The following is a 19165-nucleotide window of genomic DNA, read 5'->3' on the forward strand; positions in this document are numbered from 1 at the left end:
ACCATGGATACTGGCAAATGGCTCGCGGGGCCGCAGGAGATTTCCGGGCACGCCGGCGCCTCCCCCGCCCGGCCGAAGATGTTCTGTTTTCCCCATGCGGGAGGCGGCGCCTCTTTTTACCGCAACTGGGAAAGGAACCTCCGGGGCCTGGCCGATGTCCGGGCCGTACAGCTGCCCGGTCGCGAGGAACGCTTCCGCGAACCGCGCTACTACAGCATCCACCGCCTGGCCGATGCGTTGTTCGAAGCCGAGGAAGGCCGCGGCTGGTTCGACGGTGCCTGCATCCTTTTCGGCCACAGCATGGGGGCCAAGATCGCCTTCGAGGTGGCGCGCCGCCTTGTCCTCCAGGGCCGTCCGCCCGCTCTGCTGCTGGTCTCGGGGAGCCGCCCCGTCCACATGCCGCCCCGCAAACTGCTCAGCGACCTTCCCGACGAGGCTTTCGACGCGGAACTGCGACAGCTGGCAGGGACCCCGGAAGAGATCCTGCGCGAGCCGGATCTCATGCGCATGTTCCGGCCGCTGCTGCGGGCGGATTTCGCCATGGACGAAAGCTATGTCTGCGATGCCTGCCTGGATGTGCCCCTGTGCGTCTTTTCCGGGGATGCCGATGACGAAGTCTGCCGGCAGGACCTCGAGGCCTGGCGGGAACAGACCCGCGGGGCGTTCGCCGCGCACATCCTGCCGGGCGACCACTTTTTCCTCAAAAAGGACGAGGACACCTTCCTGATGCTCCTGCGTGAGGAACTCGGCCGCATGCTGGAGCAGACCCGATGAAGGAGTCCCGCGCCCTGACCCGCGCCCGCACATTCGTCGGCTTTCTGGAGACCTGGCGCTACGGCGTCCTTCTGCTGGTGGCCGTGCTCACGTTCGGGTCCCTTTTCCTGATGCGTGACCTCCGCTTCGACAACTCCGATGAATCCTTCTTCACGGACGACGATCCCGCCGTCGTGGCCATCGAACGCTTCCGGGAGCTCTTCGGCAATGAAGACTTCGTCTATGTGGCCGTCAGGAACGGCGGGGACATCTTCGACCGTGACACGCTGCGACTCCTGGATTCCCTGGCGCTGGCCCTGGAAAAGGACGTGCCCCACATCAGGGAGGTCAAGTGGCTGGGGTCGGCGGAATACATCCGCGCTCACGGGGACGAGGTCATTGTGGGTCCCGGCCTCGAAGAGATCCCTGATGATCCCGAGGCCATCAGGGCATTCAAAAGAGAAGCTCTGGCCCTGGACGACTTCGTGAACGTCCTGATCTCGCCCGACGCCACCATCGCCACCATAGTGCTCGAATGCGAACGCTATCCCGACGGGGCCGACGACCCGCGCAAAGACATCGCCCCGGCAGTGTACCGCGTCCTGCAACGGCCGGAATTCGCCTCTCTGGAAACCCATCTGGCCGGGCCGCCCGTCCAGGACTACGAAAGCGACAAGATCACCCGCAAGGAGACCGTCAAGCTGACCCTGGTCTGCCTGATGCTCCAGGCCCTGCTGCTGTTCCGCATGGGCAACGGCATCCGGGCCGTCATCGCTCCCGTGGCCGTGATCTGCATCAGCATCATCCTGACCATGGGCATCATCAGCCTGGCGGGCTGGACCGTTTCCATGATGGACATCATGCTGCCCACCATGCTCTTTTCCGTCTGCATCGGGGACACGGTGCACATCATCGCCGGGTACCACCTGCTCCGCAGTCGGGGGACCGTCCATCATGAAGCCATGGTCGAGACCATGCGGGAGGTCTTCATCCCCTGCCTGTTCACGTCGCTGACGACCATGATGGGCTTCCTCTCCTTCCTCACCACGGACATCATCCCCATACGCATGGCCGGCATCTACTCCGCCATCGGCGTGGCCATCGCCTTCGTCCTGGCCATCACGCTGACGCCCATCGCCTACATGATCCGCCCGGAACAGGAGGCGACCATCCGGCGGGGCGTCCATGACCGTCTGCTTTGCCGCCTCGATGCGGCCCTGCAAGGACTGGCCCGCTGGTCCATCGATCATGCGCGTCTCGTGATCGTCTTTTTCCTCGTGACGTCCCTGGCCGGGGCCTGCCTGTACCAGCGGGTCGTGGTGGAAACGAACACGGTCAAGGACATCAGCACCTCGGAAAAACTGCGCCGGGACTCCGACTTTTTCGATACCTTCATGGGCGGCTCCATGTCCCTGGAGATCATGGTGGACAGCGGCAAGGCCAACGGCGCCCGCGAGCTCCGTTTCCTGCAGGACATGGAGCTCCTGCAGCGCCACGCCGAAAGCCTGCCCGGCACCGTCAAGACCCACAGCATCGTGGACATCATCAAACGCATCAATGAAGTCCTGCACGGGGATGACGGGGCCTTCCACCGCCTGCCGGATTCCCAGGAACTGGCCGGCCAGTACCTGTTCTTCTACGAAACGTCGGGCGGGAAGAACCTGGACAGGGAGCTGAGCCTGCTCAGCGATGTGGCGCGCATCCATATCCAGACACGGAATATGGGCACCCAGGAAGTACGGGCCTTCATGCAGGAGATGGATGCCTTCGTCCGCGACCGGCTGGGCGGACGGCTGCGCGTGGAATACACGGGCCAGATGGCCTGGCTGACCGCCGTGGCCGATTATGTGGGCTCCGGCCAGGCCGCCAGCCTTGCCAGCGCCGTCATCACCATCGGCCTCATGATGATCCTGTGCCTGCGCTCCGTGGTGCTGGGCTGCATCAGCATGCTGCCCAACATCGTGCCCATCCTCATGCCCATGGGCCTCATGGGGCTTGCCGGTATCGACCTGAGCCTTGTCCTGATGATCTTCTCCTCGGTCATCATCGGCGTATGCGTGGACGACACCACCCACTTCTACGTCACCTTCCAGCGCATGTTCGCCCGCAAGGGGACCTATCGTGAAAGCCTGCTGGCGACCGTGCGCACGGTAGGACAGCCCGTCACCTTCACGACCATATCCCTCATGCTGGGATTCCTGGTCTTCACGCTTTCTGCCGTCAGGACCACGGGGCAATTCGGCATCCTTGGGGCGGCGGCCTTTTTCTGGGGCTGCCTCGCCGACCTCACCCTTTCCCCGGCCCTGCTCTCCTTCCTCAAGCCCCTGGGCAAGGAACACGAGCCGCAGGTCCGTGCCTGAGCATCACCATCATCCCGAAAGGAGAACTCCATGACCATCGCATCGCACAGACTCTTTGCCCTTTTCTTCTGCACGCTGCTCCTTGCCGGCAGCGCCCAGGCCGCTCCCGCGATCACAGACCCCGTCAAGGCGGGCTACGATCTGGCCGTCCGGATGGACCAGGTCGACACGAGCCAGGACTCCTACAGCGAAGCCGTCATGAGCATCAACCGCGGCGGCAAGGTGCTGACGCGCTCTTTCAAGACCTATTCCAAGCATTTCGGCAAGGACGGCAAAGACGAATACAGCCTGATCGTGTTCGACAGGCCCGCCGACGTCAACGGCACCAAATATCTCGTCTGGAGTTACCGCGGCCTGGAGCAGGATGACGACATGTGGGTCTACCTGCCGGCCGAGAGCCTTGTCCGCCGCATCAGCGGTTCCAGCAAGTTCGCCTCATTCATGCGCAGTGACCTCTCCAATGAAGACATCCAGAACCTCGATGACGTGGACGAGTACGACTACCTGCTGCAAGGCGAGGAGAACGTGGACGGCATCGACTGCTATGTCCTGGAGCGCACCCCCAAAAAGGGGAAAGAGACCCAGTATTCCCGCCAGGTGCAGTGGGTGCGCAAGGATACCCTGCTGCGTTTGCGGGCGGACTACTATGACAAGAAAGACCGTCTGGTGAAAAAACTCTTCTTCTCCCGCCAGGAAAAAATCGACGGGATCTGGACCGTGACGCAGATGCGCGTCGAACGCCCCAGGGAAGGCTCCTTCACCGTCATCGACTGGTCCAACCTGCGCTATGACGTCGGCCTGAGCGACGCCTATTTCGAGCACAGCGCCCTGCAGCGCTAGTTCCGTCCTTCCGGGAGGGGCCTCCACGGCCCTTCCCGGTTCCCCGCCCCGGCAGACCTTCTCCACAACCTTTCCCGTCGGATCGCCCACCATGCCCTTTGCCAGTTTTCCCCGCCCCGCAGCCGAAGGCATGCGCCTGTGCCGCTCTGTCCGCTTCCGTACCGCGGCCATGCTGCTGGCTGCCGCCCTGCTGCTCTTCCCCTCCCTTTCCCGAGCGGACGGGGACAGGCCCCTCATGCCGGACTGGCTGAAACTGTCCGGCAGTCTGCAAACGACCTACCGTCAGTCGCCCTACAAGGCGACCCCCCTGTCCGCGGCCCAGCGCTTCCGGCTCGAAGCCAATATCAACCAGGACTCCTGGATACGGGGCTACGTCAGCGGGCATGTGGATGCCGACCTTTCCGTGCCCGGGCGCCGGGACTCCGAGGAACACATCGTGACGCCCGAACTGGGCGAGGCCTATGTGACCCTGGACTCCCGGTATCTGGACCTCATCATCGGCATGCAGCAGATACGCTGGGGAGAAGCCGACAGCCTGAGCACCTTCGACATCATCAATCCCGTGGACTTCCGCAACCCCATCGCCACAGCCCGCAGCAGCCAGAGGCTTTCGGTGGGGGCCGTCGACCTGCGGGCCAACCTCGACGGCGCGGGCCTGCTCGACCTTGTGCTCATCCCCTTCCCCCGTTTCAGCCGCTTGCCCGAATACGGCTCGCCCTGGGAAGACAGCTCGCTGCGAACCCTGCGCCAGTACGCCCGTGCGGGTTTCGTCCGCCGCCAGCGTGAGGACGGCCCTTTCGAGCCGGAAGCGGCAGCGCGGCTCAAATTTTTCCGCCCGGGCTATGACGTGGCTTTCCTTTTTTACCGGGGCTACGAGCACAAGCCTCTCTACACGGCCAGTCTGGACAGGCAGCGCATGCAGGCCCTGGTGAAGGAGATCTACGAGCCCTATACGGCGTTCGGCATCAATACCGCCGTATCCCTGTGGGACTCCACCTTCCGGGGCGAATTCACCATCAAGGCGGGCTATCCCTTCCAGTCCGACGAGATCACGGTGGAGCGCCGCACGGACTACGAGGCCATCCTCGGATGGGACAGGAATTTTCTGACAAACCTGAACGTCAACCTCCAGGCCTTCTTCTTCAGCCACGACGGCGATGCCGTGCCCGGCAAGGACAGGGACCGCTACGGCATCAGCTGGTCCGTCTCCGACAAATTCCTGGACGAGAGCCTGACGGCCGGCATACGCGGGGAGCTTTTCGCCAGCAACGGGGATTACTGCGTGGAGATCTTTTCCGAATACGAATACAGCGACGACCTGCACTTCCTGGCCGGCTACATGCTTTTTGGCGGCGACCGCCGCAACGACCTTGGCCAGTATGACAGGAACGACCATCTCTATCTCGGCGTCCGGTACTCGTTCTGAGCCCCAAACGGATGCCGATCCACGGAGCTGCCATGAAAATAGAAGCGTGCCTCACGGACGATATCGCCAGAACGCTCCTCATCCCCTTGTGGTGCTGCGCCACTCCCTGCCGGGCCAACCCGCGGGCCGCCTACGACCCCGTCGCCGTGGACGTTCTGAAACAACTGGACTTCGATTTCTCGGAGATCAGGAGATCCTTCAAGGAATACGGCCAGGTCTGCTGCCTGGCCCGCGAGATGAACATCGATCGCACCGTCCGGGACTTCCTTGCCCGCCACCCCGAAGGAACCATCATCAACCTGGGCTGCGGCCTCAGCACCGCCGTCTACCGCAAGCCCCCTGCCGAGGCTGTCTGGTATGATGTGGACCTGCCGGAAGTCATCCGGGCCCGGCAGGCGCTCCTGCCGCCTGCCAAAGGGCACAGGCTCCTGGCACGGGACATTTTCGATCCCCTCTGGCCGGATGCCGTGGAGGCCCCGGGGCAACGGGGCGTCCTCCTTCTGGCAGCCGGAGTGTTCCACTATCAGCCCACGGACCTGATGGGGGCGCTGTTGCCCTTCCTCAGCGGGCGTTTTCCCGGGGGGACGCTTTTTTTCGATGCGGTGTCCTCCCTCGGCATGCGCATCAGCAACCGCTATGTGGCCCGCTCCGGCAACAGGAATGCGCCCATGACGTTCTGCATCGACAAGGTCCCGGCCCTGGCCTCCCTGTCCCCCCGTTTCGCCGCCGTGAGCGAAACTCCTTTCTTCCACGGCCTGCCGTTGAGCGGCCTGACGCTGTCTACGCGTGTGAACATCGCCATCGTGCAGCTCTTCGGCATGCTCAAATATGTCACCATCCGCTTCCGGGAGTTCCTCTGATGACCACTGGTGTCCTCTGTTCCGGCCGCAAACGTGTGTACCGCTCGGCCGCCATCCATCTCTGGCGGTTCAGCCTGGCCCATGCGGAGAACGGCATTTCCTGGGCGCGCCCCCTTCTTTCCCCCGAGGAGCTGGAACGCGGGGCCCGTTTCTGCAGGCCCCGCGACGGCAGCCGCTTCCTTCTCTGCCGGGCCTGCGCAAAGACCATCCTTGCCGCCCACAGGCCGGATGTCCGGGCTTGCGACATCGTTTTCTCCTACGGTCCGTGGGGAAAACCCTGCTGGCGCGACCTTCCCTTCAGCATCTCCCACAGCGGTACGGAAGCCCTGCTGGCCGTCTGTGAGGGCTGCCCCATCGGCTGTGACATCCAGTGGACGGGGAGCGCTGTGGATGCACACGGTATCGCGGACTTTTTCCATCCCCGGGAACGCCTGGCCCTCGATGCGCTGCCCCCGGACGATTATGCCCGCGGCTTCTATCGCATGTGGGTCAGAAAGGAAGCGGTGATGAAAGCATGCGGCAAGGGGCTGGGCACCGGTCTGGACAGGGTGCTCGTCTCCGCTGAGAGCGGAGGGCACCATGCCAGCATCCAGGAAGCCCTTCCGGACGAAGGCGAACACTGGTGGGCCCCCTGCGCCATCGGCCGGGATGGTTATGCCGTGGCTCTGGCCATCCCGGAGAACGAAGCCCCCCGCCCCATCATCCGGCATCGTCTGGAGATCCCCTTTCGCTGAAAGCCCCAGGGAACGAGCTGCCCGCCCAGGAAGGGGAAAGGACCCCAAAAAATGAAAGATGGCTGCCCGGCAAGACCGGACAGCCATCGTGAACATCTGAAGGATGATCGGGGGCTAGATGACCCGTTCGTTTTCCAAAAAGACCCAGTGCAGCAGGCGCTTGTGCACGCGCAGGCGGTTTTCCGACTGCAACAGCAGCAGCGATGCCGGGCTGGCAAGGATGTCGCTGGCGACCTCGATGGCCTGCATGGGGCTGGTGCCCAGCAGGACGCGGGCCTTCTGGTCGGCATGGGACAGCAGGGCATCATCCACCTTCCACTGCTGCGCCAGCTCGTCATCCAGTCCCGAACGGCAACCGGCATAGACGAAGTTGCAGCCTTCCACGGCCTGCTGGGGCGTATCCACAAAGTCCACCTTCACGCCGCAATGACGGGCATAGGTCTCCAGCGTGGGACGGTCCTCCAGCGGCGGCAGGGCCACCTGCAGGCTGAAGGGGAAATAGCGCAGGGCCTCGATGAGGGAGAACAGGGTGCCGTTGGTGCAACCAAGCCAGCCTACGCGGGCCTTCTTGAGATCGTCCCGGGTATAGCGCAGCATGCAGGCCACGTCGGCCAGCACATGAGCCGGATGGGCATCAGGGCTGCCGGCATTGATGATGGGGAACTGCACCAGGTCCCTGTCCACCGAGGTGGCCAGACCGGGGATGCCGTAGACGTACATGCAGTCCACAAAATAGTCGATGACGGCCAGCATCTGGCGCTGGTAACGCTCCACCTCGGACTTCCAGCCGCCCGTGGCGCCCTGGAAGACGAGGGACCCGCCCATCTGCCGCACAGCCGCCGAAACGCACAGCCGCTCGGCGAACGAATCCTGCGCGAACAGCAGCACAGCCGTGCGTTCCGTCATGAAGTCGGTACGGCTCTTCGCATCAGGGATCCCGCGTGCCTGTTGGACCAGCAGCCAGGAGCCTTCTTCACCAAGATCGTTGAGAGTCAAAACGTGTCGGGGCATACATAACCTCCCAAATCAGACGGCAGCGAGATCCGCCACCGGACTCCAGAATAGCAAACAGCCCGTATCCATGTCCAGAATTTGCAGGCTATCCACGACTTGTGAAAACGGCATGACATTTGCCGCCGGATGATTTTGCGGCTATACTGCGTCCTGCCTTGACGGCCACCCTGCCCGGCCCATCTTTCGGAGGTCACATGAAAGCCTGTTTTTTTGATCTGGACGGAACCCTGCTGGACACTCTTGCCGACATCGGCGGCGCCTGCAATGCCGTCCTTGCCGCCCACGGCTACCCTGTCCATCCTGTCAGCGCCTACCGGCGGATGGTCGGCAACGGCTTCCCCATCCTCATGCGCCGGGCCCTGCCCGAATCCGTGGTGGCCCAGGGACCGCAGGAACGTCTGGATGCCCTGACCGAAGAAGGGCGCCGCTACTATGCCGCCCACCTCAGCATCCGCACCACGCCCTATCCCGGTCTTGTCGCGGCCCTTGGCCGCCTGCAGGATGCCGGGCTCCGGCTGGCCGTGCTCTCCAACAAGCCGGAAGACCTTACCTGTGCCCTGGTCCCGCTGCATTTTCCCGGCATCCGTTTCGACGCGGTGCGCGGCGGCCGTCATGACGCCCCCCTCAAGCCCGACCCCACGGTCCTTCTGCAGATGGCTGCCTCCATGGGCGTGGCCCCGCAGGACTGCGCCTATGTGGGCGACAGCGACGTGGACATGATGACGGCACGCAATGCGGGCATGACGGCCGTAGGCGTGGCCTGGGGCTTCCGCGGCGCGGCCGAGGTACAGGCCGCCGGAGCGGACATGGTGGCCGCCGATGCCGAAGAACTTGTAGATATCCTTTTGAAAGCCTGAGGTGTTATGGAACGTCCCATCATCGAGATCGACGAAGAAAAATGTGACGGCTGCGGCCAGTGCGTGCTGGACTGCGCCGAAGGTGCCCTTGCCGTCGTAAACGGCAAGGCCCGCCTGATCCGCGACAGTTACTGCGACGGCCTGGGCGCCTGCCTGAACTGTCCCCGTGGAGCCCTGCGCATCGTCATGCGCGAGGCCGAAGCCTTTGACGAAGCGGCGGCCCTGGCGGCCAAGGCCGCCCGCGATGGCCAGGCCCGTCCGCAAGGCTGCCCCGGCAGCCGGCCCCGCACGTTCGCCGCCCCCGGCAACATCGCTGCCGCTCCCGCCCTGACGCCTCTCCTTTCCGCTGCCGACAACGACATCCCCGACAGCCTGCGTGCCCGTACCCCCAGCTGGCCCATCCAGCTGCGTCTGCTGCCGCCCCAGGCTCCCTTCCTGAGCGGGGCCCACGTCCTGCTGGCCGCCCAGTGCTCCGGCTTCGTCCTGCCCGGTCTGCATACGGACTGGCTGCAGGGCCGCATCCCCGTCATCGCCTGCCCCAAGCTGGACAACAACGGTGACTATGCCGAACGTCTGGCCCGCCTGTTCGCCATGCGCCCTGCCAGCGTCACCCTGCTGCGCATGAGCGTCCCCTGCTGCGCCGCGCTGGAGCATCTGGCCCGCCAGGCGCAGGAAGCCGCCGGCAGCCACGCCGCCCTGCATTGCCACACCGTCCGCCTGCCCCGGTAAATCCTTACAAAAATCCCCGGAATAGCCTTGACAAAAACATAGCAGATAACTATGTTTTATTCCGGAACACATCTTGACCAACGAGGAAGCCATGCCCATCCAGATTCCCGCCGACCTGCCTGCACGCAGCGCTCTGGAAAGTGAAAACATCTTTGTCATGACCGACGAACGCGCCGTCCGCCAGGACATCCGTCCGCTGGACATCGTGATCGTCAACCTCATGCCCACCAAGATCGCCACCGAGACACAGCTGCTGCGCCTGCTGGGCAACTCGCCCCTGCAGGTCAACATCACCCTGCTGCGCACGGCGGAGCATCAGTCCAAGAATACGCCCCTGCAGCATCTGGAGCGTTTCTACAAGACCTTCAGCGAGATCCGCCACCGCAGCTTCGACGGCATGATCGTCACCGGGGCTCCCGTGGAGCATCTGCCCTTCGAGCAGGTGGACTACTGGCAGGAACTGCTGGACATCATGACCTACGCCAACGGGCATGTCTTCTCCACGCTCTACATCTGCTGGGCCGCCCAGGCCGCCCTGTACCACTTTTACGGTGTGCCCAAGTACGAACTGCCTGAAAAGCGTTCGGGCATCTTCCGCCACCAGGTCCTGCACCCAGACTGCCGCCTGTTCCGCGGCTTCGACGACGACTTCCCGGCGCCGCATTCGCGCCACACCGAAGTCCGCGCCGAAGACGTGCGCCGGACGCCCAACCTGCGCATCCTGGCCGAATCCGACGAGGCGGGCCTGACCCTGGTGGAGAGCCTGGATCACTCCCAGGTCTTCATGACCGGTCATCTGGAATACGACCGCGGGACCCTGGACGCGGAATACCGCCGGGACCTGGCCCGCGGCATGAACCCCCATGTGCCCAGCCACTATTATCCCAATGACGATCCCAGCCAGCTGCCGCGCATGAACTGGCGGGCCCATGCCCACCTGTTCTACAACAACTGGCTCAACTACTACGTTTATCAGGAAACCCCCTACGACTTCGTCATGCAGGGTCAAAACTCCTGAGCGAGGCTGCTATGAAGTTTTCCACCAGAACCCGCTACGGTCTCCGTTTCCTGCTGCGCCTGGCGGCCCAGCCCGACAACTCCCTGCTCCAGCTGGGGCAGGTAGCCCAGGAGGAATCCATCTCCCCCGGCTATCTGGAACAGATCGTGCGCGCCCTCAAGCCGCTGGGCATCCTGCGTGCCGTACGCGGTTCCGGCGGGGGCTATGCCCTGTCCAAACCACCGTCAGAAATCAATATGGAGGATGTCTTCCTGCATCTGGAAGGCGAGATATCCCCCGTTTCCTGCCTCGGACGCGGCAAAGTCTGCCAGCGCGAGGGGCTTTGCTCCACCAGGGCCTTCTGGCATCAGCTGGACGAACACGTCCGCGACTTCCTGCGCCACCAGACCCTGCAAAACATCATCGAATCAGAAAGATCCTGTTGCCAGGATCCGGGAGAACATCATGTGGAACTACACTAACGCCGTCCATGAACATTTTCTCCGTCCGCATAACGCCGGCCCCATGGAAGATGCCAACGCCATCGGCGAAGTGGGCAGCCTGGCCTGTGGCGACGCCCTCAAGCTCTATCTGAAGATCAACGATGAAGGCATCATCGAAAAGGCCAGCTTCGAGACCTTCGGCTGTGCCAGCGCCATCGCTTCCAGCTCCGTGCTGACCGACATGGTCAAGGGCATGAAGGCCGAAGACGCCCTCAAGCTCACCAACAAGGAGATCGCCGAAGCCCTGGGCGGCCTGCCCAAGGAAAAGATGCACTGCTCCGTCATGGGCCAGGAAGCTCTGGAAGCCGCCATCCGCCAGTGGAAGGGCGAGACGCCCGTGCCCCACGCCCATGAGGAAGGCCGCCTGGTCTGCAAGTGCTTCGGCATCACCGATGCCCAGATCATCCGCGCCATCCGCGAGAACGGCCTCAAGACCGTGGAAGAGATCACCAACTACACCAAGGCCGGCGGCGCCTGCGGTGACTGCCAGGACCAGATCGCCGAGATCCTGGCCGCCGAGCTCAAGCAGAAGCCCCTTACCGAACTGCGCCCGGTCAGCAAGCCCCGCATGACCAACGTGCAGCGCATGCAGCTGGTCATGAAGACCATCGAAGAAGAGATCCGTCCCCAGCTGGCCGCCGACGGCGGCGACATCGAGCTGGTGGACGTGGACGGCAAGCGCGTGGTCGTGTCCCTGCGCGGCCGCTGCGCCCAGTGCCGCTCCAGCGAAGTGACCATCCGCAACCTGGTGGAACGTGTCCTGCGTGAACATGTGGAAGCCGATATCGTCGTCGAGGAAGCCTAGCCATGAAGACCATCTATCTCGATAACAACGCGACCACTGCCGTGGCTCCCGAAGTCCGGGAAGCCATGCTGCCCTACCTCACGGATCTGTACGGCAACCCGTCCAGCATGCACACCTTCGGCGGCCAGGTGGGCCGCGCCGTGGAAGAAGCCCGCGAACGCATGGCCGCCCTGCTGGGCGCCCATCCCGACGAGATCATCTTCACGTCCTGTGGTTCCGAAAGCGACAACGCCGCCATCTGGTCCGCCCTGCAGACCCAGCCCGAAAAGCGCCACCTCATCACCACCCGCGTGGAGCATCCCGCCATCCTCAACGTGGCCCAGTACTGGGAACGCCAGGGCTACCGCGTGACCCTGCTCGGCGTGGACAACAAGGGCCGTCTGGATCTGGACGAATACGCCGCCGCCCTGTCCGACGACACGGCGCTGGTCTCCATCATGTACGCCAACAACGAAGTGGGCAACGTCTTCCCCATCAGCCGCATGGCGGAGATGGCCGCCGAAAAGGGCGTGCTCTTCCATACCGACGCCGTGCAGGCCGTGGGCAAGGAAGCCATCGACCTTGGCAAGCAGCCCATCTCCATGCTCTCCCTGTCCGGCCACAAACTGCACGCGCCCAAGGGCATCGGCGTGCTCTATGTGCGCAAGGGCGTGCGCTTCCGTCCCTTCCTGCGCGGCGGGCACCAGGAACGCGGTCGCCGTGCCGGTACCGAGAACGTGCCCTACATCGTCGGTCTGGGCATGGCCGCCCAGCTGGCCGGGCAGCACATGCAGGAAGAACGTACCCAGGTGGCCCGCCTGCGCGACAAGCTGGAACAGGGCCTGCTGGCCGCCATCCCTGACTGCATGGTCAACGGCGATCCCGAGAACCGCCTGCCCAACACCACCAACATCGCGTTCAAGAACGTGGAAGGCGAAGCCATCCTGCTGATGCTGGACCAGCTGGGCATCTGTGCCAGCTCCGGTTCCGCCTGTACCTCCGGCAGCCTGGAACCCTCCCATGTGCTGCGCGCCATGGGCGTGCCCTTCACCTACGCCCACGGCTCCGTCCGTCTCTCCCTCTCCCGTTACACCACGGAAGAAGAGATCGACTTCGTGGTCGAGAACATGCCCCAGGTCATCAAGACCCTGCGCGCCATCTCGCCCTTCAAGAACTAACGAGGATATGCGGGGAGGGAGGGAACTTTTCCTTGCGGAAAAAAGTTCCCTCCCTCCCCTGCACCCCTCCCTCCTTCAAAAACCGCTCATACTTCCACAAGAAAGCCCTCCTGGCCTGCAGGCCCGGAGGGCTTTCTTGTGGAAGGCGCATGCTGCCCCACGCTGTCTGTGATGTCGCATCCGGGCTTTTTTCTTTCGGCAAGTCCCCTGCAAGCCCAGCCTGCGCCAAAAAACAAACGCCTGCGCAAGGCAGGCGTTTGACGTACGGGCTGTGAAGTCGGTCACCGTCGCACAACGAGGGGGACCGGTACACAGCTCCGAGAAAAATGTTTTCGGGATTGGACGGGGGACTGGGAGAAAGAAGGCCAGCTCTTACAAAAACGCCCTTTTCTTTCCCGCAGCCAGCACTCCGACAAAATTCACATCCCCATTTTGACGGCAGATCGTCATCCGGCCTTCATGCATATGACGACGAACGGCGCCATAACGTTTTCGGATGTCGGAGCTGTTCGCCCCAAGCCTCCGGAGAGCGCATCACAGGGACACCTCCTCTTCTCCTGCGGATGCCTGATCCGGGCTTGCATCATGGCGCGAGCTGTCCTTGCGCTCCTGCATTCCTAGTATCCCCGGTGTGAACGCCCAAAACAAAAAAGCCTGCGCAAGGCAGGCTTTTGACATACGGGCTGCGACGCCAGCTACCACCACACAACGACGGGGACCGGCATGCAGACCTGAAAAAAGTTTTTTCGGGGTTGGATGGGGGCCTGGGGGAAGGAAGGGGCAGTTTTTACAAAAAACGCCCCTTCCTTCCCCCAGCTGAAACCCCGGTAAAAATCACGCCTCCACGGGGCGCAGGGCTTCGATGGCGGCCCTGTCCAGGACACGCTGGTTGGAGCTGCCGCGGAAATCCAGCTCCAGATCGCGCAGGGCTTCCACATAGGGACCGTCCACCAGCACGTCCACCTTGTCCAGCAACCGGCCCACGGCCGGGATCTTTTGGGCAAGGCTGTAGAGTTCCTCGCAGGTGTAACCGCTGTAGGCGTAGACGTTCTTGCCGGCGGCGTGCACGGCATCGGCCAGGTGGCACAGGGGCTCGGCCTGGACGAAAGGCTCCCCGCCGGAGAACGTGATGCCCGACAACAGGGGGTTTTCCATGAACTGACGCAGGATGTCGTCCGTATCCCGGAACTCTCCGCCGTCGAAGTCATGGGTCTGCGGATTGTGGCAGCCCGGGCAATGATGGGGACAGCCCTGGGTGAAGACCACGTAGCGCAGTCCGGGACCGTCTACGATGGACTCTTCCACAATACCGCTGATGCGGAGCCTAGGCATGCTTGACGCGGTCGCGTTCTTCGGCACGCTTGGCGTTGTTGAAACGGTCAAGCGTCCCCACCAGATAGCCGGTGATGCGGCGCACGCGTTCAAAAGCCACGCCTTCGCCCACCATTTTCACTTCGGCTTTGGTCTCGGTCAGTTCAGATTTCATCAGCATGGTCCAGGCTCCTCCTCTTGGGGTAAAAAGTGACGGAAACTAACGGCAGCAGTTGGGCATGTGCGGATACTTGCGGCGCAGCATCTTGAGCGTTTCCTGACTCACGGCCTCGCCCTCCTTGCGCCCGCAGCGGGGGCACTGGCCGTTGATGACGCCCACATAGCCGCACACAGGGTCGCGGTCCAGCGGATGGTTGATGGATCCGTAGCCCACACCCTTGTCGTGCATGAAACGGATGATGGTCTCAAAGGCTTCCAGGTTCTTGCAGGTATCGCCGTCCAGCTCCACATAGGTGATATGACCGGCATTGGTGAAGCTGTGGTAGGGCGCTTCCAGCTCGATCTTGCGGAAGGCCTTGATGGGGAAATACACGGGCACGTGGAAGGAGTTGGTGTAGTACTCCCGGTCCGTAACTCCCTTGATGACGCCGTACTTCTTGCGGTCCAGGGCCACGAAGCGGCCGCTCAGACCTTCGGCAGGCGTAGCGATCAGGGTAAAGTTGAGATGCGTCTTGACGGCTTCGTCATCGCAGCGCTTGCGCATGTGTTCCACGATGCGCAGGCCCAGCTTCTGGGACTCTTCGCTCTCGCCGTGATGCTTGCCGGTCAGGGCCACCAGGGTCTCGGCCAGACCGATGAAGCCCACGGTCAGGGTGCCGTGCTTGAGCACTTCGGCCACGCTCTCGTCCCAGTCCAGCTTTTCGGAATCCAGCCAGATGCCGTTGCCCATCAGGAAGGGATAGTTGCGCACCTTCTTGGAGCACTGGATGTCGAAGCGGTGCAGCAACTGACGGAACACCAGGTCGATCTGATCGTCCAGCAGCTGGAAGAAGCGGTCCAGATCGCCCTTGGCCTCGATGCCCAGACGGGGCAGGTTGATGGACGTGAAGCTGAGGTTGCCGCGGCCGCAGGTCACCTGGCGGTCGGGGTCGTACACGTTGCCCAGCACGCGGGTGCGGCAACCCATGTAGGCCACTTCGCTGTTGTAGTCACCGGGCTTGTAGTACTGCAGGTTGAACGGCGCATCCAGGAAGCTGAAATTGGGGAACAGACGCATGGCCGAGGTCTTGATGGCCATCTTGAACAGGTCGTAGTTGGGGTCGCCTTCGTTGTAGTTGACGCCTTCCTTGACCTTGAAGATCTGCACCGGGAAGATGGAGGTCTCGCCGCTGCCCAGACCGGCCTGGGTGGCCAGCAGCAGGTTGCGCACCACCATGCGGCCCTCGGCGGAGGTGTCGGTGCCGTAGTTGACGGAGCTGAAGGGCACCTGCGCACCGGCGCGGGAATTCATGGTATTCAGGTTGTGCACGAAGGCTTCCATGGCCTGGTAGGTGCGGCGGTCGGTGATGCGCAGGGCTTCCTCGGCGGCGTAGGCATGGGCGGCACGCACCAGATCGCGCTCGTTCTCGGCCACCAGGCCTTCCATGCGCTTGCCCAGTTCGTCCACATCGGCCATGCGGATGGCGGGCATCACGGGCAGCAGGATCTGCTGGCTGAATTCCTCGGCCTGGGCGGCATCCATGCCGGTCCTGATGCGCACGAAGGCGGTGAAGGCATGGCGGTATTCCTTGCGGAAGGTCTTGGCCACGCCGCCGGCCATGGCGTAATCGAAGTGCGGCACGCTCTGGCCGCCGTGCATCTCGTTCTGGTTGGCCTGGATGGCGATACAGGCCAGGGCGGAATAGCTCTCGATGGAATTGGGCTCGCGCAGATGGCCGTGACCGGTGGAGAACCCGTTGCGGAACAGCGGGATCAGGTCGATCTGGCAACAGGTCTCGGTGAGCATGTAGAAATCCTTGTCATGGATATGGATGTCACCGTTGATGTGCGCGGCCGAGGCGTCCTTGGGCAGGACATAGTTGTCGGTGAAATACTTGGCCCCTTCGGAACCGTACTTGAGCATGGTGCCCATGGCCGTATCGCCGTCGATGTTGGCGTTCTCGCGCTTGATGTCTTCTTCGATGGCGGGCGCGTAGGTCAGGGTCTTGTAGATCTCCATCAGGTACGATTCCGCGTTGCGGCGCTTGGTGTGCTCGGCGCGGTACAGGATGTAGGCCTTGGCGGTCTTGGCGTAATCGTACTGGATCAGGGTCTCTTCCACCACGTCCTGGATCTCTTCCACATGGCGGAGGTTCTGGGCTTCGAGCTTGCGGCAGACCTTTTCGGTGACGAACAGGAGATCCGTGGGGGACATGTCCTCGCCGGACGCCTTGTTGGCCTTGGTAATGGCATTGAGAATCTTGACGGAATCAAAGGCGACCTCGGTCCCGTCCCGCTTGATGATGCTCGCAAGCATGTTTTCCTGCTCCAGATCCAAAGATATTTGTTTTCCTGACCCGTTTTAGGGTCAACACAAAAGACCCTCCCTGTAGGGGAGGTCTCAGGCCCTGAAAAATCGCGAAAAAAAGGTGGAAAAAAGATACGGACGCCCGTCGACAGAGTGTCATGACGTCCCTTCCCAGCGGCAAAAACCCGTTGCCGTGAGGCTGTCCCCATGGACAAGCGGCAGAAGCAGGTCTTCCGGCTCGTCACCCTGCTCCCGGCCTTCCCGGCGGTTGCCAGTGGCACACGGGGGGAGCAGGTTCTGCGACTTACGGCGGCGGGTCCGCTCCCGGATCTCACGGGATTCCCGATGAAGCTCGTAGCAGCGCTTCTGCCCGCTCAAGATGGCAAAAGGTGCCCCAACTGTCAACACAGAGTTTTTGTAAGTATTTTACAACACTTTGAAATAATTGTAAAAAATCACAAGTCTGCGCCAAGACAGGCAATTTGCCAAAGTCCGCGCCAATTCTGGGCTGGCGGGATTTTTGAATCCGCAGACCACTCCGCCTGCGTCGTTTTTCACAACTTGCCGCCCTGCCGGAGCCCCCTTTTCCGCATAAAAAAAGGGCTCTCCTCCGGGAAGCGGGTCCCCTGCCAGACGCCCCTGCCGGATAACACAGCCCGCGTACGGACCGCGCATCCGGCGGGGCCCCGGTTTCAACCGGCGCGGGTACCCGAAGGTGCCCACGCCAGCCTGTGGTCGCTAGACCGCCAGCTTGGGCAGGGTCGAGGCGCCGTGCGGCATGATGATGGTGCGCACGTCCAGCTCCTGTCCCAGGAAATGGCGGGCCTTGTCCAGGGCCTCGTCCAGGCTATGGCAGACATGCATCTTCGTCTTGCCGAACAGGGCGGCATCCATGTCCGTCACCAGGATGAGGTTGTGTTTCTCGGCCGCCTCGGCAAAGAGGAAGCCCACATAGCTGCCGATGGAAAAAGTATCGCGCAGGGCCTTTTCACGGGCCTGCATGTCGCTGTAGGCGCAGATCTGCGTCTCCACATCGGGGTTGCCGAAGCCTTCGGAGCAGCGGGAAAGCAGGATCATGGTCCCGCCCGGCTGCACGGCGCTCAGGGCGTTGCTCAGCAGCTTGATGGTCTGGTAAAGGTTGATGTCCTTGGGGTAGCCGCCCGCGCTGGCCACCACCAGGGGCGTACGCTCGGGGATGGTCACGCCTTCCATGCTGTCCACCAGACGACAGGCCGCCGCATGGGACTGGACCCAGTCACCGGCAAAGGCCTTGATGATGCGGTAATCGTCATTGACCACCACATTGAGGCCGAAGCAGGGCCGGGCCATGGCCGCGGCCTCGAAGATGTCGGCATGGAAAATGTTGGTGTCCGCCATGTTGGCGCTGCGCACGTCGGCGTTGGTGCCGTTGCCGAAACCGGGGTTCAGGGCCTGCTTGTGATGGCGCTGGATGGTCTCGTAACCGGCGATGCCGGGCAGCAGCATCTTGCCGCCGCCACCGAAGCCCGCCAGGAAGTGGTAGACCACGCCGCAGGTGATGATGATCTTGTCACAGGCCATGGCGTAGCTGTTGAACCACACCGGCGTGCCGCGGCTGGTATCGCCCACGTGCACCAGATGGGCCGTATCGCGGCAGTCGTGGTCGATGACGCGGATACGGCGACAGATGTCCTCGCCCAGCAGACGGGCCTGCTCGTCGCCCATGTGGGCACGGTGCGTGCCCGTGGCCGTGACGATGAGGATGTCGCTGTCGGGGATGCCGCAGGCGTTGAGCTCTTCCACCATCACGTGGACGTAGACCGCGGGCGACTGCCACAAGCGGGTCACATCGGGCACCAGCAGGCAGATCTTCTCGCCGGGGTTGACGATGTCCTTCAGGCAGGGCGAGCCGATGGGATGGCGCAGGGCCTCACGCACGGCCTGATCCGGTTCCATGACCGGCAAGGACACAGGATTGGACTCCAGCACGGCCGCCAGGTTCTTGTCGGCCACCGGCATGGTCCAGGAAATATCACCATAGTGCAGCGTATGTTCTGACATGACGCACCTCATTCCCTCTAAGGCCAGAAAACAGCGGAACAGCTCCGCAGAGGTCCGCGACTATAGGCCCCTCGCCCGCGGGCCGCAAGCCCAAAATCCGGGGAACCATCCGATTTTATTTTATAAAATATCACATACCAAGCACTTTGCTTTGATTCCGTGCCGCCTGCCGGACTGCGCCCCGGCCCATTGCTCCCCCTCCTCTCCCGCCCTTGGTAAACGGGATCGAACCAAACAGCCCGCAACATCCACGCCTGCCCCTCTCCAGACAGCGGCGGGGACCGGCAGACAGACCTGAGCAAAAGTTTTTTT

At 62.8% G+C, this 19165-nt stretch carries 17 protein-coding genes and 1 riboswitch; of the genes, 12 read left to right on the forward strand and 5 right to left on the reverse strand.

The genetic code is table 11. From position 1 onward, the window contains the following. Positions 1–3: 3 nt before the first annotated feature. The 6 genes from ACQRAG_RS08500 (at position 4) to ACQRAG_RS08525 (ending at position 6973) form a co-directional block, all read left to right on the forward strand. On the forward strand, positions 4–774 hold the full coding sequence (locus tag ACQRAG_RS08500; RefSeq protein ID WP_427803618.1) for a thioesterase II family protein: 771 nt from the start codon (positions 4–6) through the stop codon (positions 772–774). Further along, a complete protein-coding gene (locus tag ACQRAG_RS08505) occupies positions 771–3113 on the forward strand; it encodes an efflux RND transporter permease subunit (RefSeq protein WP_427803619.1) in 2343 nt (780 codons plus the stop codon). Before ACQRAG_RS08500 ends, ACQRAG_RS08505 begins: the two co-directional genes overlap by 4 nt. Before the next feature lie 30 nt (positions 3114–3143). Continuing rightward, entirely contained in the window at positions 3144–3953 is an 810-nt protein-coding gene (locus ACQRAG_RS08510; RefSeq protein WP_204625581.1) for an outer membrane lipoprotein-sorting protein, read from the forward strand. Positions 3954–4044: 91 nt separating this feature from the next. Then, positions 4045–5379: a DUF1302 family protein gene (locus ACQRAG_RS08515; RefSeq protein WP_204674015.1), complete on the forward strand. Its 1335-nt coding sequence runs from the start codon at positions 4045–4047 to the stop codon at positions 5377–5379. Between the two features lie 32 nt (positions 5380–5411). Continuing rightward, positions 5412–6239: a class I SAM-dependent methyltransferase gene (locus ACQRAG_RS08520; RefSeq protein ID WP_297137610.1), complete on the forward strand. Its 828-nt coding sequence runs from the start codon at positions 5412–5414 to the stop codon at positions 6237–6239. Then, complete coding sequence (locus tag ACQRAG_RS08525; RefSeq protein ID WP_006003911.1) at positions 6239–6973, forward strand: 4'-phosphopantetheinyl transferase family protein; 735 nt, start codon at positions 6239–6241, stop codon at positions 6971–6973. Before ACQRAG_RS08520 ends, ACQRAG_RS08525 begins: the two co-directional genes overlap by 1 nt. Positions 6974–7087: 114 nt before the next feature. Here ACQRAG_RS08525 and ACQRAG_RS08530 read toward each other — a convergent pair whose 3' ends face one another. Next, positions 7088–7984, reverse strand: coding sequence for an ornithine carbamoyltransferase (locus ACQRAG_RS08530; RefSeq protein ID WP_168934626.1), 897 nt, complete (start codon positions 7982–7984; stop codon positions 7088–7090). Positions 7985–8181: 197 nt separating this feature from the next. Between ACQRAG_RS08530 and ACQRAG_RS08535 the strand changes: the two genes are divergently transcribed. The 6 genes from ACQRAG_RS08535 (at position 8182) to nifS (ending at position 13035) form a co-directional block, all read left to right on the forward strand. Further along, on the forward strand, positions 8182–8844 hold the full coding sequence (locus tag ACQRAG_RS08535) for an HAD family hydrolase (RefSeq protein WP_168934627.1): 663 nt from the start codon (positions 8182–8184) through the stop codon (positions 8842–8844). 6 nt (positions 8845–8850) lie between these two features. Beyond that, positions 8851–9573 (forward strand): ATP-binding protein, encoded by a 723-nt coding sequence (locus ACQRAG_RS08540; protein ID WP_204674018.1) that lies wholly within the window; start codon positions 8851–8853, stop codon positions 9571–9573. A gap of 91 nt (positions 9574–9664) precedes the next feature. Continuing rightward, positions 9665–10591 carry a homoserine O-acetyltransferase MetA gene (gene metA / locus ACQRAG_RS08545; protein WP_204625620.1) on the forward strand — a complete coding sequence of 309 codons (927 nt, stop codon included), beginning with the start codon at positions 9665–9667 and terminating at the stop codon, positions 10589–10591. A gap of 11 nt (positions 10592–10602) precedes the next feature. After that, complete coding sequence (locus ACQRAG_RS08550) at positions 10603–11052, forward strand: RrF2 family transcriptional regulator (protein WP_006003905.1); 450 nt, start codon at positions 10603–10605, stop codon at positions 11050–11052. Next, on the forward strand, positions 11036–11878 hold the full coding sequence (nifU, locus tag ACQRAG_RS08555; RefSeq protein ID WP_040368928.1) for a Fe-S cluster assembly protein NifU: 843 nt from the start codon (positions 11036–11038) through the stop codon (positions 11876–11878). Before ACQRAG_RS08550 ends, nifU begins: the two co-directional genes overlap by 17 nt. Positions 11879–11880: 2 nt before the next feature. Further along, positions 11881–13035: a cysteine desulfurase NifS gene (gene nifS, locus ACQRAG_RS08560; protein ID WP_168934631.1), complete on the forward strand. Its 1155-nt coding sequence runs from the start codon at positions 11881–11883 to the stop codon at positions 13033–13035. An 834-nt stretch (positions 13036–13869) separates the two neighbouring features. On the opposite strand, the gene nrdG is transcribed toward nifS, so the two are convergent. The 4 genes from nrdG to larA form a co-directional block, all read right to left on the reverse strand. Continuing rightward, complete coding sequence (gene nrdG, locus ACQRAG_RS08565) at positions 13870–14367, reverse strand: anaerobic ribonucleoside-triphosphate reductase activating protein (protein ID WP_168934632.1); 498 nt, start codon at positions 14365–14367, stop codon at positions 13870–13872. Further along, positions 14360–14527: an anaerobic ribonucleoside-triphosphate reductase gene (gene nrdD / locus ACQRAG_RS08570; RefSeq protein WP_006003899.1), complete on the reverse strand. Its 168-nt coding sequence runs from the start codon at positions 14525–14527 to the stop codon at positions 14360–14362. Before nrdD ends, nrdG begins: the two co-directional genes overlap by 8 nt. A 39-nt stretch (positions 14528–14566) precedes the next feature. After that, positions 14567–16822: an anaerobic ribonucleoside triphosphate reductase gene (locus ACQRAG_RS08575; protein ID WP_304028376.1), complete on the reverse strand. Its 2256-nt coding sequence runs from the start codon at positions 16820–16822 to the stop codon at positions 14567–14569. 197 nt (positions 16823–17019) lie between these two features. Next, positions 17020–17196, reverse strand: a riboswitch (cobalamin riboswitch). Between the two features lie 355 nt (positions 17197–17551). Next, positions 17552–18853, reverse strand: coding sequence for a nickel-dependent lactate racemase (gene larA, locus ACQRAG_RS08580; RefSeq protein ID WP_239463798.1), 1302 nt, complete (start codon positions 18851–18853; stop codon positions 17552–17554). Between the last annotated feature and the right edge of the window lie 312 nt (positions 18854–19165).

The organism is Desulfovibrio sp. SGI.230 (assembly GCF_050313065.1).
GTDB lineage: Bacteria > Desulfobacterota > Desulfovibrionia > Desulfovibrionales > Desulfovibrionaceae > Desulfovibrio.

Coding starts and splice junctions, on each gene's coding strand:
- ACQRAG_RS08500 (WP_427803618.1), top strand. CDS start 4: ATGGATACTGGCAAATGGCTCGCGGGGCCGCAGGAGATTTCCGGGCAC.
- ACQRAG_RS08505 (WP_427803619.1), top strand. CDS start 771: ATGAAGGAGTCCCGCGCCCTGACCCGCGCCCGCACATTCGTCGGCTTT.
- ACQRAG_RS08510 (WP_204625581.1), top strand. CDS start 3,144: ATGACCATCGCATCGCACAGACTCTTTGCCCTTTTCTTCTGCACGCTG.
- ACQRAG_RS08515 (WP_204674015.1), top strand. CDS start 4,045: ATGCCCTTTGCCAGTTTTCCCCGCCCCGCAGCCGAAGGCATGCGCCTG.
- ACQRAG_RS08520 (WP_297137610.1), top strand. CDS start 5,412: ATGAAAATAGAAGCGTGCCTCACGGACGATATCGCCAGAACGCTCCTC.
- ACQRAG_RS08525 (WP_006003911.1), top strand. CDS start 6,239: ATGACCACTGGTGTCCTCTGTTCCGGCCGCAAACGTGTGTACCGCTCG.
- ACQRAG_RS08530 (WP_168934626.1), bottom strand. CDS start 7,984: ATGCCCCGACACGTTTTGACTCTCAACGATCTTGGTGAAGAAGGCTCC.
- ACQRAG_RS08535 (WP_168934627.1), top strand. CDS start 8,182: ATGAAAGCCTGTTTTTTTGATCTGGACGGAACCCTGCTGGACACTCTT.
- ACQRAG_RS08540 (WP_204674018.1), top strand. CDS start 8,851: ATGGAACGTCCCATCATCGAGATCGACGAAGAAAAATGTGACGGCTGC.
- metA (WP_204625620.1), top strand. CDS start 9,665: ATGCCCATCCAGATTCCCGCCGACCTGCCTGCACGCAGCGCTCTGGAA.
- ACQRAG_RS08550 (WP_006003905.1), top strand. CDS start 10,603: ATGAAGTTTTCCACCAGAACCCGCTACGGTCTCCGTTTCCTGCTGCGC.
- nifU (WP_040368928.1), top strand. CDS start 11,036: ATGTGGAACTACACTAACGCCGTCCATGAACATTTTCTCCGTCCGCAT.
- nifS (WP_168934631.1), top strand. CDS start 11,881: ATGAAGACCATCTATCTCGATAACAACGCGACCACTGCCGTGGCTCCC.
- nrdG (WP_168934632.1), bottom strand. CDS start 14,367: ATGCCTAGGCTCCGCATCAGCGGTATTGTGGAAGAGTCCATCGTAGAC.
- nrdD (WP_006003899.1), bottom strand. CDS start 14,527: ATGCTGATGAAATCTGAACTGACCGAGACCAAAGCCGAAGTGAAAATG.
- ACQRAG_RS08575 (WP_304028376.1), bottom strand. CDS start 16,822: ATGCTTGCGAGCATCATCAAGCGGGACGGGACCGAGGTCGCCTTTGAT.
- larA (WP_239463798.1), bottom strand. CDS start 18,853: ATGTCAGAACATACGCTGCACTATGGTGATATTTCCTGGACCATGCCG.